Annotated in this window: 8 protein-coding genes; all 8 read left to right on the plus strand. The window is 33.5% G+C overall.

The features are described 5' to 3' along the window. The first annotated feature begins 11 nt into the window (after positions 1-11). The 8 genes from HNQ90_RS07260 (at position 12) to HNQ90_RS07295 (ending at position 14,376) form a co-directional block, all read left to right on the plus strand. A complete protein-coding gene (locus tag HNQ90_RS07260; protein WP_144117199.1) occupies positions 12-1,118 on the plus strand; it encodes a twin-arginine translocation signal domain-containing protein in 1,107 nt (368 codons plus the stop codon). Between the two features lie 21 nt (positions 1,119-1,139). Further along, complete coding sequence (locus HNQ90_RS07265) at positions 1,140-2,534, plus strand: DUF2231 domain-containing protein (protein ID WP_144117200.1); 1,395 nt, start codon at positions 1,140-1,142, stop codon at positions 2,532-2,534. 11 nt (positions 2,535-2,545) lie between these two features. Continuing rightward, complete coding sequence (locus HNQ90_RS07270; RefSeq protein ID WP_144117201.1) at positions 2,546-4,033, plus strand: alpha-L-fucosidase; 1,488 nt, start codon at positions 2,546-2,548, stop codon at positions 4,031-4,033. Between the two features lie 184 nt (positions 4,034-4,217). Further along, positions 4,218-7,352, plus strand: coding sequence for a SusC/RagA family TonB-linked outer membrane protein (locus tag HNQ90_RS07275; protein WP_144117202.1), 3,135 nt, complete (start codon positions 4,218-4,220; stop codon positions 7,350-7,352). Between the two features lie 60 nt (positions 7,353-7,412). After that, positions 7,413-9,281 carry a RagB/SusD family nutrient uptake outer membrane protein gene (locus HNQ90_RS07280; RefSeq protein ID WP_144117203.1) on the plus strand — a complete coding sequence of 623 codons (1,869 nt, stop codon included), beginning with the start codon at positions 7,413-7,415 and terminating at the stop codon, positions 9,279-9,281. A 54-nt stretch (positions 9,282-9,335) separates the two neighbouring features. Next, the gene (locus HNQ90_RS07285; protein WP_144117205.1) at positions 9,336-10,907 is read left to right on the plus strand and encodes a hypothetical protein; all 1,572 of its coding nucleotides are present in this window, start codon (positions 9,336-9,338) and stop codon (positions 10,905-10,907) included. A 156-nt stretch (positions 10,908-11,063) separates the two neighbouring features. After that, on the plus strand, positions 11,064-12,746 hold the full coding sequence (locus HNQ90_RS07290; protein ID WP_144117207.1) for a sulfatase family protein: 1,683 nt from the start codon (positions 11,064-11,066) through the stop codon (positions 12,744-12,746). A 10-nt stretch (positions 12,747-12,756) separates the two neighbouring features. Then, positions 12,757-14,376, plus strand: coding sequence for a DUF5060 domain-containing protein (locus HNQ90_RS07295; protein ID WP_144117209.1), 1,620 nt, complete (start codon positions 12,757-12,759; stop codon positions 14,374-14,376). Positions 14,377-14,464 lie beyond the last annotated feature (88 nt).

A 14,464-nucleotide genomic window follows, 5' to 3' on the forward strand; every position in this document is an offset into this window, starting at 1 on the left:
TCCTAAAAGTTATGTCATCAAGAAGAAATTTTATAAAAAAAACAGGTTTAGCAGGGGCGGCATTAACCGCTATGCCGTCATTTGGATTTCATATTATGAGAAAACCAAGGGGTAAAGAAGTTATTTTAGGTCATGGAGATTATCAATATAAATTAATAAAAGATTGGGCTAAAATGAGTGCCATTGAAACACCTTTGCTTAACTGCCACGAAATGCAAATGGACAGTAAAGGCCGATTAGTTATGATTGGAGATCATCCAAAAAATAACGTAATCATTTTCGATAAATCTGGGAATGTAATAGATTCTTGGGGAACGGCTTATCCGGGTGGACACGGTTTAACGATATCAGACGAAGGCGGAGAAGAGTTCTTGTTTTTGGCCGATTCTGGTTGGTTTCTAAACAAACAAGGAGGCTGGACAAAGCATAATGGGCGTATTAGTAAAACCACAATGGATGGTCGTGTTGTTTTCGATATCGGTCACCCAATTACTATAGGTATTTATAAACCCGGAGAATCTTTTTGTCCTACAGAAACAGCTATTGGGCCTAATGGCGATATTTATGTAGCCGATGGTTATGGTATGAGTAGAATTATTCAATATGATTATAATGGTAGATACATTAGGCATTGGGGAGGAAGTGATAATCCTGATAAAAATTACCAAATAATGAGTGCTCACGGCGTAGCTATAGATTATAGAGAAAAAGGCAACCCAATGGTTGTTGTAACCTCTAGAAATCAAGCTAGTTTTAAATGGTTTACGCTAGATGGTAAGTATATTAAAACATTACACTTACCGAATATGCAAGTTTGTAGACCGGTGTTTGATGATACTAATTTATATGCTGGTGTTTGTTGGTCTCAGCCCGAAGTAGGAAAAACAGATTGGACACAACCAACAGGATTTGTTACTATTTTAGAAGGCGACAAAGTGGTTTCAAACCCCGGAGCAACAGCACCTATTTATGTAAATGGAGAACTTCAAAAATCTTATCAATTAACCGATAGACCAATTTCTCATGGACATGATGTTTGTGTCGATAATGATAAAAACTTATATATCTGCCAATGGAGAGCAGACAAAACACCTCCTTTAAAATTAGAACGCATTTAAAAAATATAAAGAAAAAGATATATGGATAATAGTGTTCCAGATTTTGTATTGTTTTTAGGTAGGTTTCACCCGCTTGTAGTGCATTTGCCTATCGGTTTTTTGTTTTTTGCTTTTGTATTGGAAGTTTTTAGTCGATGGAAAAAAAATCCAATGTTAACTACAGGTATTCCTTTGGCATTGTTTTTAGGCGCAATAAGTGGTGCAGTCGCTTGTGTTCTAGGATATATGCTATCTTTAAGTGGTGATTATGAAGTAGACGCTTTGGATACGCACTTTTGGTTTGGTATAGCAACTACAGCTATAGCTTTTTTAGCATGGTTAATTCGAATAGAAAAAATAAAAATAGCCCAATTAAATAGATTGCATCCTAATATTTCGGGGCTTACATTGTTAGTTATTCTATTAAGTGTTACAGGGCATTATGGAGGTAATTTAACACATGGAAGCGATTATTTAGTAAAATATTTCCCTTTCGGGAAAGAAGAAAAAACAGAACTTGTAGCTGTAACAAAGTTAGAAGATGCTCAGGTTTTTAATCATTTGGTAGGTCCTATTTTGGATAATAAATGTGCTAGTTGCCATAATGAAAGTAAGAAAAAAGGAAGTTTGTCTTTCCACGATTCTATAGCGATTTTAAAAGGAGGGAAAAACGGTAAAATATTAATTTCAGGAAATGCCTCGGAATCGGAAATGATTAAGCGTGTACTTTTAGAACCGCATCACGATGATTTTATGCCACCAGAAGGGAAAACCCCTTTAACAGAAGAAGAAATAGCCATATTAACCTATTGGATAGATAACGCTAAAGGAAATTTTGATACTACTGTTGCAAACGTTGAAACTCCAGAAGATATTTCGGGTATTGCAAGCACTATGCTAGGTTTGTCTCCTTCCGGAGCAAAAGGGGGAGATATTGCTTTACCAACAGTAAATATGGTAACAGCTAATCAAATTGTAGACCTTGAAAAAGAAGGGTTTACTTTAAGAGAACTTGTTTTCGATTCAGGGCTATATGAAGTCGTTTTGACTCCGAATTCACTGAGTAAAGATAATGGTCAAGGAGCTTTAAAGAAGCTTGAGAAATTACTTACCATAAAAGAAAATATTATTTGGTTATCTTTAGAAGATAATCAATTAACAGATGAAAGCTTGAAAATAGTTGGTCAATTACCTAATATTCAAAAGCTAAAATTAAATAATAATCCTTTATCAGATGCTGCTATTACTTCATTAGTTAATTTAAAAAGTTTAACGAGTTTAAACCTATACGGTACTCAAATAACCTCAAAAAGTTTACAAACAATAGCACAAATAAATAGCTTAAAGCATGTATACGTTTGGAAAACTAACATTAAACAAGAGGATATAGATGAATTGGCATTTAATGATTACCCTGAAGTTATTTTAGGATTATAAAAACAACTTTTATGAACAAAAGCATATTTATAAAAAGCATAATTTTTCTTTTGTTAGTATCATGTTCCTCTAAGAAAGGTTCAAAAGAAAAAGAATTAAGTGCGCCAAAATATACAGCAGATTGGGAATCATTGCAGAAATATGAAGTACCAGAATGGTATAAAGATTTAAAATTTGGTATTTATTTCCATTGGGGACCATATTCTGTACCAGCATATAAAAATGAATGGTATTCTATGTGGATGTATAAAAATGGGCATGATATAAATAAGCATCATAAGGAAACCTATGGAAACTTGGATACATTTGGATACAAGGATTTTATACCCATGTTTAAAGCAGAAGAATTTGATGCCGATGTTTGGGCCGATTTATTTGTAAAAGCAGGTGCACAATTTGCAGGACCTATAGCAGAACATGCCGATGGTTTTGCCATGTGGGATAGTGATTTAACAGAATGGGATGCTAAAGACATGGGGCTAAAAATTGATGTTGTTGGCGAAATGGAAAAAGCAATAAAATCTAGAGGTTTAAAATTTATTACCACTTACCATCGTCATTGGTTATATTCATGGTACCCTACTTGGGATGAAAATACTGATGCTTCCAATCCGCTTTACGAAGGCCTTTATGGACCAAAAGTTCCGGAGGGTACTTTTGTTATGGCAAACAAGCCAACAAATCCTTTACCAGATGATAAATTTAATCAAGAATGGTTGGATAGGTTAACCGAATTAACAACCAAATACGATCCTGATATTGTTTGGTTTGATAATAAAATGGATATTATAGGAGAAGACTATAGAAAACAGTTTTTAGCCAATTTTTATAACCAAGGACTAGCTAAAGGTAAAGATGTTGTGGTTACTTATAAGTTTACAGATTTAGCGGTAGGATCGGCAGTTTTAGATTTGGAGCGATCTAGAATGAGTGAAAAGAAAGATTTTACTTGGTTAACAGATGATTCCATAGATTGGAATGCTTGGTGTAATATTCAAAACCCTGCTTATAAATCAACCAATAGATTAATCGATTTTTTAGTGGATGTTGTAAGCAAAAATGGAGCCGTTCTATTAAATATAACACCTACTGCAGAAGGTGTAATTCCTGAAGAAGTTGAAAAGCGACTATTACAAATGGGAGAATGGTTAACTGTAAATGGAGAAGCTATTTACGGAACTCGACCATGGAAAATTTATGGCGAAGGCCCTGCCGAAGTGATTGAAGGTCATTTAAGCGAACATAAAAATAAAGACAATACAGCAAAAGATATTCGGTTCACTACAAAAGGAGAAACCTTATATGCTACAGTTTTAGATTGGTCTACAGAGCCTATTTATATTAAATCATTATCAAATAAAGATCAAACCATTAAGAGTATTGAACTTTTAGGTAGTGATGAAACCATCATTTGGGAACAAAATAGCAACGAATTAACCATACAACCATCAAAAGTAAAAATTGGTGATTACGCTTTTGTTTATAAAATAAACCTCTAACAACGTAGACTCCTTAGTTCTACACGGATATTTAGTAAAAACCCGTTTTTATTGGCTTCATAAAGTCCTTTTTTAACAATTTTTTATGATTTTATCCATATGTTTTGTTTAAAAAATCATTTGTTACCGTTCAATGCGTGAAGAAAAACAAAATTTGTGGAACTAAACATTAAACAATTTAAATATGAAATGTAATTTACTTGTTGGGTCTAGACACAAAACTCTTTTAACAATACTATTTTTTGTTATCAGTCTTAGTTTAGTGCAGGCACAAACAACAACCGTAACCGGAAATGTAACAGGAGAGGGGCAGGCTCTTCCTGGAGTAAGTATCTTGGTTAAAGGAACAGCTACGGGAACTGTTACTGATTTTGATGGAAATTTCGAAATTAAAACAGATTCTAAAAGTGTGCTAATTTTTACCTACATAGGTTATTTGGCCGAAGAAGTTCCTGTTAATGGAAAATCTACAATGAACGTAATTATGCAACCCGATGTGGCAGCACTAGATGAGGTTGTAGTAGTTGGCTATGGTACTCAAAAAAGAAAAGAAGTCACTGGAGCTGTTGGTCAGGTTAAAAACGAAGCTCTTGTTTTGTCTGCAACTGCAGATTTAGGAACAGCACTTCAAGGCCAAGTGGCAGGGGTTAATGTTCAAGCTTCTGACGGTGCGCCAGGTTCAGAATCAAACATTACAATTCGTGGTATTAGTTCCATTCTTGGAAGTAGCAGCCCTCTTTATGTGGTAGATGGTATTCCTTTTAATGGGGATCCAAAATTGAGTATGAATGAAATTGAAACCATTGATGTATTAAAGGATGCCGCATCGGCTGCAATTTATGGTACTCGTGGTGCCGGTGGTGTTATTTTAATAACCACTAAAAAAGGTAAAGAAGGTATAATGAAAATGAATTTTGACACCTATTATGGTATTCAAATGATTACTTCAGGAGTCCCTTTATTAGAAACAGAAGATTTTTTATATGTTAAACACTTAAGTGGAGCTGTCTTAAATGGTACTACTTTTGGTAATACATGGACGCCTATTGTTCAAGGGCCTCACCAATTAACAAATAATACAAACTTAACAGATATTATAGAAAATGATTTTGCTCCTATTCAAAACCATAGTGTGGGGATTTCTGGAGGAAAAGAAGGTTTAACATATAGTGTAAATGCTACGATTTTTGATCAAGAAGGAACTATTATTAATTCGGGATATAACCGTTTTAATGTAAGAGCTAATACACAATACAAAAAAGGTAAATGGAGTGTTAACACAGGTATGGGATTTGGTATAGAACAGCACGAATTTGCGCCTTGGCAATTTTTATTAGATGCTTATAGATATAATCCATACTCTCAAATGTTAGATCCTGATGTTGAAACTATTCAGCACCCAGGACCAGATAATGTTGATGCTCAGAATTTAAGTAATAATTTAGTTAAGTTTAAGCAAAGAGACAATAGGAATACAGAAAACTTTAATGCTAATATTACTGCAAATTATAAAATAGATAAAAATTTAACATATACCATTAGAGGAGGACTATCATATAATAACAATACAAGAATAAAAATAAATCCTTTATTTAAAACTTATGATGAAGATGGAGAGTTGATACCATCAAATAATAGGTCTGGTGTTAGAAATGAAAGTGGAAGATCGCAAAGATCTACTATTGAAAATATCTTAAACTATAAAAGAAGGTTTGGACGTCATAATATTCAAGTAACAGCAGCATATTCAGCTGAAAAATATGAAAATGCTTGGTTTTTTGCCGAGAAAAAAGATTTAGTAAATAATGATATTACGGTTTTAAATGGAGCTTTAAATGATCCTGTTGTGGGTTCTGGAACTAACTTTTCTCAAAATGTAAGTAGAGGAACTTTAGGTTTGCTAGGTAGAATTCAATATAATTATAAAGGAAAGTACTTAGTTAGTGCTAGTGCACGACGAGATGGATCTTCTAGATTTTCAAAAAAATACCGCTATAATACTTTCCCGTCCCTATCTGTAGGATGGAATGTATCTGATGAAAATTTTTGGAAGTTTCTTAAACCAACGGTTTCTTTATTTAAATTAAGAGCTAGTCATGGTACTGTAGGAAATGATAATTTCTTGGATTACAGTAATGCAGCAGTAATTGTAAACAATAGAGATTATATTTTTGGTCCAGAAGAGGATGATAGATTGGTACAAGGGGCAATACAAGAGGCATTTGCAAATGAAAACATTAAGTGGGAAACTTCTGTTTCTGATAATATAGGTTTCGATTTAGGTTTTTTTAGTAATAAGTTAAACGTTTCGGCAGATTTTTATAATACTAAAAAAGAAGACTTATTACTAGGTGTTATCCTACCTCCATCTGTAGGTGTAGGTACAGGAAATAACAGTAACGTTATTCTAAACGTTGGAGATATGGTTAATAAAGGTATGGAGTGGACTGTTAACTATAAGCAAGCTGGTACTTTTTCTTGGAACGCTGGTTTAACATTCACTAAGAATGTTAATGAAATTACAAAAATGAGTGGTTCTAATAAAATTCAATATCTAGATAATAGTGAGGTTGTACAAGGTGTGCCTAATGAAGATTTGGTATCTGTATTAGCAGAAGGCTATGAAGCTGGTTCTTTTTTCCTAATTAAAACAGATGGAATTATTGATACTCAAGAAAAATTGGACGCATATAATCCACTGGTAGGAGGCAACGCCAATTTAGGTGATTTGAGATATGTAGACGCACTTACAGTAGATACGGATGGAGATGGTGTTCCAGATGCTGGTGATGGTATTATAGATCTTAATGATAGACAATATGCTGGTAGCGGTTCTCCAGAATTTGAAATGGGTTTCAACTTTGGAGCCAATTATAAGGATTTTGATATTTCAATGCAGTGGTATGCTTCTTTTGGAGCAGAGGTTATGAATGGTAGTAAAGCTTATTCGTATAAAGCAGGTACACATAGAGATTTGTTATACCAATGGTCTCCACAAAATACTACATCTGCAATACCAACAAATAGAGGTCGTGATCACGAAAATTTTAGAGGTTACACAGATTTTTGGTTAGAAGATGGCACATTTGCAAGATTAAGAAATATTGCTATTGGATACTCATTACCAAAAGATATGCTTGAAAAAAATGGCATTTCTAAAGTTAGATTGTATGTATCTGCACAAAACCCAATTACAATTACTAAGTATACAGGGTTTGATCCAGAGGTTGGTAATAATAGCTTAGCTACTAGAGGTTTGGATAGAGGTAATTATCCAATAAGTTCTAGTTTTAGGTTTGGTGTTCAGCTTGCTTTTTAATTAAAAAATCTAAACAATGAAAATATTAAAATTAAGTACTAACAAAAAATATTAAAAATTATGAAAAAGATGATATTTAAAAAGGCGGTGCTTGTAATGGTTTTAACCATAACATGCTTCGCATGTAGTAAAAGCTTTTTAGAAGAAACAAATCCAAATAGTATTTCTACAGAAAGTTTCTGGAATACAATCGGTGATTTAGATACGGGTTTATTTAGTGTTTATAACGCTTTTAAAAACCCATCGGTAATGTCTGTTGTAGATGAGTATAACCGAAGTGATATGACTTTTCCGGGATGGGGAAGGCCAAATACCAGCAATGTGTATTTTTTACAAACATTTAATAATTCTTCTGGTGCTCCTAATAATAAATGGTCTGCATTATATACTGGAATTTTTAGAGCAAATCAAGTAATTATAGCTACTGAAAAATTAATGGGAACCTTTGGCAACGCAGAAACAGAGCTGTATGCAAAAGAAATTTTAGCACAAGCAAGAGGTTTTAGAGGACTGTTTTATTTTTATTTATACACAGGCTTTAATAAAGGGTCGGTGCCAATTTTTGATTTCATTCCAGAAAATGAAGAAGACTTTTATCAACCAGTTAGTACAGCAGAAGCTGTTCAAGCGTTTTATTTAGCAGATTTGGAGTTTGCACAAGAAAATCTTCCAACACGTGCAGAATATGCAGATAATGAATTAGGTAGAATTACTAAAGGCGCAGCTACTGCTTTATTAGGTAAAAGCTATTTATATGATGGCGACTATACTATGGCAGCGCAATATTTTAAATCTGTTATTGAAGATTATGATTATGCTTTAACTCCAGACATAGGAAGTAATTTTACAACCAGAGATGAGTTTAACGTAGAGTCTATTTTAGAAGTCGCATATTCATTAAATTTTAATGCTGAATTAAATGCATATGATCAAGCACAAACTTCTAGTATATTAAACTTTTCATTTAGTCCTGTTGGAGGTTTTAGAAGTTTATATCCTGCTACGTGGTTAAATGCTTTATATAGAAGCGAGCCATTGGATATGAATGATCCGGTAAATACGGTTGAAAGGCCAAAACTTAGAGATAATGGTATAAGAGAAGTAGATGAAAATGGCGAGTATATTATGGAAACTGTACCAAGATCATTCTCTTTAAGAACATCAGCTTCTATTGCTTTACCAGATGATTATGATAGCTCATATTATGGGTTAACATTACCTCAAGCTACGCCATTTAACAATGCAGAACATAGTTACTGGAGAAAATATACAAACTGGGATATTACAGACAATGAGAAAAATATATCGGCAACAAATTCACGATCGGGTGTTAATGTACGTGTTATTCGTTTGGCAGATGTGTATTTGATGTATGCAGAATGTTTAATTAAGGGAGGTACGGACGACAGTGGTGTTTCTGAGGCTTTGAAATATATTAACAAAGTAAGAAGACGTTCAGCAGTAAGACTATTAGGATTAGCATCGGAGAGCGAATATCCAATAAATGAACATGACGAGCTTACTTATACAGCAACTACTCTTATGGATCATTTAATGTATGTTGAAAGACCATTAGAATTGTCTGCAGAAGGTAATGCTATTCGTACACTAGATTTAAGACGTTGGGGTATTACAAAACAACGCTTTGAAGATCTTGCACAACGTCATTATTACACCGCACACCTTAAGTTTGAAACTGAAGATGGTAAAAGTTTAACGCGTTGGCAATCAATTCTTGCTGATGATCCAGTGAAGCTTGAAGAAATGGGGCCTCAAGTAACGCTTCCAGCTACTTATGATGTGCCAGTTAGTAAATGGGATAACGAACGCGGACCTGCTGCGTCAAATTACATCGAGGAGTTACACGCGTATTGGCCAATACCAAATAGCGAAGAAACGGCAAACCCGAAACTGTATTCCACACCATAAGTGGATATAAGTTAAATTTTAAACAAGGTTACATTTAAAATAAATATTTATAACATGAAAAATAATATAGTAATATTAATGTTTCTTTTGGCAGTTCTTTTTATAGGATGTCAAAAAGATGATGACTATGAAGCACCTAATTCATTTTCAGATGTGGGTTGGTATTTTAGTGATACAGAAGGAAATCTAGCAACAAAAATAAATGGTTATATAACATTTGCCGATTTATCTCAAGGCGTAGTAAGTCATGAATGGTCTATTGGCGGAGGAAGTTATTATTTAGAAATGCCAATTGCAAGACAAGATTCAATTTTTGATGGAAAGATTATTGGTTCTGGTACTTCTACTGAAAAAACAGTAAGTGTTTGGTTTAAAAAATCAGGACTTCAGGGCGTAAGACTTTATAATGTTTTTGATGAAAAAGTAACATTTAGAGGACGTAAAGACGAAGAAAATGTGTTTATAGATGCAGAACAAGTTGGAGATAAATGGGTTATAGATACTACATTTATTGTAGATGTTTATGATTCAATTGTACCACAAATTAGAATAGAGCATGCTGAAGGAGGTGTAGTTGGGCATACAAACCCACAAGATACTATCTTTGTGGAAGCAGGTGGTACACTTAACTTTTTTGATGAAACAACAATAGGTAGGCCAGATACTTGGGAGTGGAATGTAGGTACAGCAAAAAGTAATGATCAAAATGCCAGTATTGTTTTAAAAAAATTAGGCATATTTAAAGCAACTTTGAGTATTAGTAGAACAGGACAAAATATCCCCGGAGATTTTGAGTTTTACAGAATTCCATCACCTATAAAAGTGATTCCGTCAAGTCAACCATTTGTTGTAACACCAACCGATTTAATGGAACGGAAAGATCAAACTATTCAAGTTCCATTTAATGGTGAATTTGATGCATTTATAGATCAAGAATCGTTCTTTTCTGTAAAAGTTAATGGAGCAGAGTTTAATATTGCTTCAGTATCTATTAATTTGGATGATGCTACTATACTTGATATTAAATTATCAGACCAAATTTATAGAAATGACGATATAACAGTAAGTTATGATGGTAACGGCACATTGTTGTCTACAGATACACGTGTTCCAGAGGCTTTTACAGATTTACCAGTTGCAATGTTTCAACATGAAGCTATTAAGTTTGATTTTGAAACTGGAGGTGAAAATTTTGTACCAAGAGATGGAGAAAATTTAGCAACTACCACGATAGGTATATCGACTGAGCAGGCAGCCAGTGGGACCAATAGTTTAAAAATGGATGCAGCAGCATCAGGGAATTTTTCCGCTTGGATTAATTATACAGACACATTTAGTTTAAATGCTGGGGTACCTGTAATGTATGAATATAAATTATACAAAGTTTCTGGTACAGCAATAAATTTCTTGGCACCTTGGATTAATAAGGGAGGAAACGCTACTGTATCGCAATTTTGGCATAATACCATCCAATCGGCACCGTTTGATGAATGGACTACGATAAGAACTCAATTAGTGACACCATCTGCAACGGCTGATGATTATAATATGTATTTTAGGCATAACGGATCAGGAACTATTTATTTAGATGATGTACGTATTATTGAGCCAGATGAAAGACCTTAAATCATTTTCTAATTAAGATATATTCAAAAAAGGTTTCGCATATTTTGCGAAACCTTTTTTATGTTAACATAAACCATAATTTATCGTAATAAAAACATATGTGATATTACTTGTTTGTATATATATGGATATTTACATGATTAAAAAAACTAAAAAATGAATAAAATTCTTGCACTCTGTTTAGCAATCATAGCATTTTCTTCTTGCTCAGAAGGAACAAAAAAGAAAACAAAAACAACGACTACAAAACAACCAAATATCATCTACATCATGTCAGATGATCATACCACACAGGCATTTGGTATTTATGGCAGCAGGTTAGCGAGCTTAAACCCAACACCAACATTAGACAAAATAGCAAGAGAAGGTATAATTTTCGATAATTGTTTTGTAAATAATTCAATTTGCACACCAAGTAGAGCAGCCATTTTATCTGGTCAACACAGTCAAGCCAATGGTGTTTTAGATCTAGAAGGCGCACTGCCTATGGATAAGCAATACCTGCCTATTGAAATGAAAAAATTAGGTTACCAAACAGCCATGATTGGTAAATGGCATTTAAAAGAACAACCAAATTTCGATTACTTTAATGTGTTTACAAAGCACGGTCAGCAAGGTTCGTATTTTGATCCTTACTTAACTGAAACCGGAATGCATTTTGCTGAAGAAAAAGACCCAAGTTATGAGGGCAAACAATATAAAGGGCACAGTTCAGACATTGTTACCGATATTTCTATAGATTGGTTAAAAAACAAGAGAGATCCATCTAAACCATTTGTGTTATTTCATCAATTTAAGGCACCTCATGACGATTTTGAGTTTGCACCACGATATTTAGATTATTTAAAAGATACTGAGATTCCTGAACCCGAAAGTCTTTATGATAATGGAAATAATGGATCGATTGCAACTCGAGGTCAGAACGATTCTTTAATTGATGTTATTGGTTCATCAGTTTCAAAAAGAAACACGATCAGGCATATGGGTATGCGTCTTTGGAGCAAGCAATACACTAAAAACAATAATCCTGATTTCGACCCTACGCAAGCAGATGGTCTAAGTGAAAAAGAATATATACACGCTACTTATCAAGAGTATTTAAAAAGATATTTACGTTGTGTAAAAGGAGTTGATGATAATGTGGCACGATTAATTAAATATTTAAAGGCCGAAGGTTTATATGAAAATACAATTATTGTTTATACAGGCGATCAAGGGTTTATGTTAGGAGAACATGATTATATTGATAAAAGATGGATGTACGAAGAGTCTTTAAGAATGCCATTTTTTGTGCGTTATCCAGAAAAAATAAAAGCTGGTACAAGAACCGATGCGATAATAAATAATACAGATTTTGCACCCACACTTATTGAATTAGCAGGCGGAAAAGCTCCAGAAAAAATGCAAGGTCATAGTTTTAAAACTATTTTAGAAACAGGCAAAGAGCCAGAAGGTTGGCAACAATCTAGTTATTATAGATATTGGATGCATATGGCCCATGCACATGCTAATCCTGCACATTTTGGTATTAGAACAAAACAGTATAAACTAATTTTCTTTTACGGGAAATATTGGGTAGATACAGATAATCCTGAAGTAGATTGGAATAAGAAAAGTTGGGGTAACAGATTTACTTTGCACACACCAGCTGCTTGGGAATTTTACGATTTAGAAGCAGATCCTAAAGAAATGAATAATGCTTACAGCGATCCTAAATACAAAACGATTATTGCCGATTTAAAAGAGGAGTTAATAGCTAAACGTAAAGAGTTAAATGAGGAAGATGGAGCGAAGTATCCTCATATCCAAAAAGTGATTGACGAACATTGGAATGATTAAATAAAAAGGTATGAAGTATTTTTTTAACGTAATTTTAGTTGCTTTGCTATGTTTTTCAATTAATAGTTTTAGTCAATTAAAAAAGGAAAACTATAAAACGAATAAAACATACCAAATTCCTAAATGGGAAGTATTAGATATTTCTTTTACAAATAATGTTGATGTAAAATCACCATATACAGCTAAATTTAAGGCCGTTTTCACTCACGAAAACGGTTTTATTCAAGAAGTGCCAGGTTTTTATAATGGCAATAACGAATGGATTATACGCTTTTCGAGTAGTTTAGAAGGGCAATGGAGATTTGAAACCAAAGCAGATGCTAATAAATTAGCGGGTAAAAAAGGAAAAGTAACAGTTACAGAAGCTAAAGAAAACAATCATGGTGCTGTAACTGTTAATAAAGAAGATCCTCAGCATTTTTATTATGAAGATGGAACACCGTATTTTTTATTAGCTTTTGAATGTGATTGGTTATACGCTTTAGATTATCATAATGATAAGAATCTTCCAAAAACAGAACATTTACTGAATTTAATAGAAGAAAGCGGATTCAATCAAGTTGTAATGAATGTGTTTTCGTACGATGTAAGTTGGAAGAAAGATGAAAAATTAAAAGACCATCCAGAGCATGAATTTGGAGGGCCTAAAAATATATTTCCTTTTCTTGGTAATAATGAAAAACCTGATTATTCGGCTTTAAACCCAGAGTTTTTTCAAAAATTAGATCGTACCATTAGCTTAATGCACGATAAAAGAATAGTATCTCATTTAATGATTTATGTATGGAACAAACTCGTTGCGTGGCCAGACATGAACACGGAAGCAGATAACATGTATTTCGATTATGTTGTTAAAAGGTATCAAGCGTTTCCAAACGTAATATGGGATATCTCTAAAGAGGCCTTGTTTTATGGTAGGGCAGATGAGGCCTATATTCATGGTAGAATAGAACGTGTTAGAGCTAACGATGAGTTTAATAGATTGTTATCTGTACACGATTTTAAATACTGTTCAAGATTCCCTGAAAAGGTAGATTTTATTTCAACACAAAATTGGGTTCATGATATTTATAATAAAATGCTCGATGCCAGAAATAAGTTTAAGGATAAACCAGTTTTTAATATAGAACACGGAGGGTATGAAGAGTCTCCGTATAAAGTGTTTACCGGCGATTATACCAATGCGGAAATTTGTTTAAGGCGTAATTATATGTGCTTATTTGCCGGAGTATATACCACTTACTATTGGCAAGGCGCATCATGGAACGTTATTATTTATAACCCGTTTGAGCAACCAGAAAATTTTATTAAACCAAAATTTGAATATTTCGAGCATATGCAAAAACTGTTTACGCTATTCAATTTTAGTAAAATGAAACCAACACCATGGAAAAATGGAAGCGCTTATAATTTAACCGATGATAACGAAACTGTTTTGCTCTATATCCATAAAGAAAACTATGGAATTGATGCGGCGTTTTTAAGAAAGGATCATAACAATAGAACGGTTCAGTGGTTTAATACCTTAACGGGAGAATTTAGTGATATTGAAGCGGTTTCTAAAAATGGAAAATTTATATCTCCTTGGCAAGGAGAGGCAGATACTATAATAATTTCAAGGCTTAAGTAGCCAATAGTGAGTGTTTTAAACATTTGCTCTAGTATAAAAGACATACGTTTTGTTGCTTTTAACTTGATAATCAGAACTTCGTTAAATA

The sequence above is a fragment of the Algibacter amylolyticus genome (assembly GCF_014202225.1).
Classification (GTDB): domain Bacteria; phylum Bacteroidota; class Bacteroidia; order Flavobacteriales; family Flavobacteriaceae; genus Algibacter_B; species Algibacter_B amylolyticus.

Coding starts and splice junctions, on each gene's coding strand:
- HNQ90_RS07270 (WP_144117201.1), top strand. CDS start 2,546: ATGAACAAAAGCATATTTATAAAAAGCATAATTTTTCTTTTGTTAGTA.
- HNQ90_RS07275 (WP_144117202.1), top strand. CDS start 4,218: ATGAAATGTAATTTACTTGTTGGGTCTAGACACAAAACTCTTTTAACA.
- HNQ90_RS07290 (WP_144117207.1), top strand. CDS start 11,064: ATGAATAAAATTCTTGCACTCTGTTTAGCAATCATAGCATTTTCTTCT.
- HNQ90_RS07295 (WP_144117209.1), top strand. CDS start 12,757: ATGAAGTATTTTTTTAACGTAATTTTAGTTGCTTTGCTATGTTTTTCA.
- HNQ90_RS07260 (WP_144117199.1), top strand. CDS start 12: ATGTCATCAAGAAGAAATTTTATAAAAAAAACAGGTTTAGCAGGGGCG.
- HNQ90_RS07265 (WP_144117200.1), top strand. CDS start 1,140: ATGGATAATAGTGTTCCAGATTTTGTATTGTTTTTAGGTAGGTTTCAC.
- HNQ90_RS07285 (WP_144117205.1), top strand. CDS start 9,336: ATGAAAAATAATATAGTAATATTAATGTTTCTTTTGGCAGTTCTTTTT.
- HNQ90_RS07280 (WP_144117203.1), top strand. CDS start 7,413: ATGAAAAAGATGATATTTAAAAAGGCGGTGCTTGTAATGGTTTTAACC.